The organism is Candidatus Symbiothrix dinenymphae (assembly GCF_001431085.1).
The window spans coordinates 1-1,953 of sequence record NZ_BBRU01000592.1 but is presented as its reverse complement, the minus strand read 5'-3'; the positions used below and the strand labels follow the sequence as shown (position 1 = coordinate 1,953).

Genomic DNA, 1,953 nt, shown 5'->3' with positions numbered 1-1,953 from the left:
TTATTATGATGTGGAAAATCACCTGCTTTTGGCTGTTTTAGGGCATTATGAATCCGAAATTTGCACAAAAGAACTTTTTTTTGAAATTTTATCAAAAAAAATAACTAATTTTGCCGTTCATTTTTCAAATGTGGACACAAATCCTGTGAATTATATGTGAAGAATTAAATATTAAAAATAATACAATAGATATGGCAACGAAAGAAACGAAAGAAGAAGCAAAAAAAACTCCTGCAAAGGCGACGCCCGCAAAACCTGCGGCAAAAGCTCCTGCGAAAACTGATGCAAAAGCATCAGCATCGGCAAAACCTGCGGCAAAAGCTCCTGCAAAGCCTGCAGCAAAAACTCCTGCAAAGCCTGCGGCAAAAGCATCAGCAGCGGCAAAACCTGCAGCAAAAGCACCGGCAAAGCCTGCAGCAAAAACACCTGCAAAGCCCGCAGCAAAGGCTTCGGCGAAACCTGCGGCGGCGAAAGCAGATGCTACGGACAACGCTGATTTGAGCATCGACCAGCGGATGAAAAATCTGTATCAACTTCAATTGATTTTGACAGAAATTGATAAAATCAAAACGCTCCGCGGCGAATTGCCGTTTGAAGTGGAAGATTTGAGCGATGAGGTGGCGATGTTGAAAACGCGTGTCGAGAACTTCCAAACAAACGTCAAGGAGCTGGAAACGGCAATCGGTCAAAACAAAATCAAAATTACCGATGCCACCAAATTGATAGACCGCTTTCAAGCGCAAATTGATGAGGTGCGCAACAACCGCGAATACGACAATCTCTCGAAAGAGATTGAGTTTCAAGGACTTGAAGTGGAATTGGCAGAAAAGAAAATCCGCGAATATACGGAGAAATTGAACGATTTGACGGAAGAAATCACTCGCTGCAAGGGTTTGTATGCCGAACGACAAGTGGATTTGAAGGCAAAAAAAGCAGAACTCAACGCCATCATTTCCGAAACAAAAATTCAGGAAGAACAGTTGCGCGAACAGTCAATCAAACTCGAAGACACCATCGAGCCGCGGTTGATGGCGGCTTTCAAACGCATCCGCAAAAGTGCAAGAAACGGTTTGGGAGTGGTGTACATCCAACGCGATGCCTGTGGTGGATGCTTCAACAAAATTCCACCCCAACGACAGTTAGACATCAAACTGCGCAAAAAAACCATCGTCTGCGAACACTGTGGTCGCATCATCATCGACCCCGCATTGGCAGAAGAAGTGTCCGGCAAAGCACTGTTCTAATTTGCGGTATGCTTCATCCGGAAAGTTGTTGTATCTTTGTCGGCTGAAACAAAAAGCATTTGTTATGAATTTATTGCAAGATATTATTGTTCGGGCTAAGGCTAACAAGCAGCGCATTGTGCTGCCTGAGGGCACTGAGCCGCGTACGTTGCACGCTGCCGACCGACTTATTGCCGATGGGGTGGCAAGCATTATTCTGCTGGGCAATCCGGTGGAAATCAAGGCTTTGGCTAAGCAGTTTGGGCTTCAGCACATTGCCGAAGCAGAGATGATTGACCCCACCAATCATCCCAAAAAAGAGCAATATGCCCAACTGTTGGCAGAATTGCGCAAAAGCAAGGGCATGACCATCGAGGAGGCGCGCGAATTGGCTACAGACCCGCTCTATTGCGGCTGCTTGATGATTAAAAATGGCGATGCCGATGGCGAAATTGCCGGTGCACGCAGCACTACGGGCGATGTGTTGCGCTCGGCATTGCAAGTGGTGAAGACCAAACCGGGCATCAGGGTCGTGAGTGGCGCATTTTTTGTGTTTCTCAAAGACAAAACATTTGGCGAAGACGGGCTGCTCGTGTTCGCCGATTGCGCCGTGATGCCCAACCCCACCGCACCGGAATTGGCTGAGATAGCTGTTGCCACCGCACGTACAGCACAGTGTCTGGCAGGTATCGAACCGCGCGTGGCCATGTTGAGCTTCTCTACCAAAGAC

General features: G+C 47.3%; 2 protein-coding genes and 1 pseudogene. All 3 read left to right on the top strand.

Annotated elements, in window-relative coordinates:
- Positions 1-160, top strand: a pseudogene (locus tag ASC50_RS07570) (Nif3-like dinuclear metal center hexameric protein); the annotation flags it as partial.
- A gap of 355 nt (positions 161-515) precedes the next feature.
- Complete coding sequence (locus tag ASC50_RS06475) at positions 516-1,244, top strand: zinc ribbon domain-containing protein (RefSeq protein ID WP_055431548.1); 729 nt, start codon at positions 516-518, stop codon at positions 1,242-1,244.
- 64 nt (positions 1,245-1,308) lie between these two features.
- The coding region (locus ASC50_RS06470; RefSeq protein ID WP_262482209.1) for a phosphate acyltransferase at positions 1,309-1,953 on the top strand (645 nt) is incomplete at its 3' end.

Coding starts and splice junctions, on each gene's coding strand:
- ASC50_RS06475 (WP_055431548.1), top strand. CDS start 516: ATGAAAAATCTGTATCAACTTCAATTGATTTTGACAGAAATTGATAAA.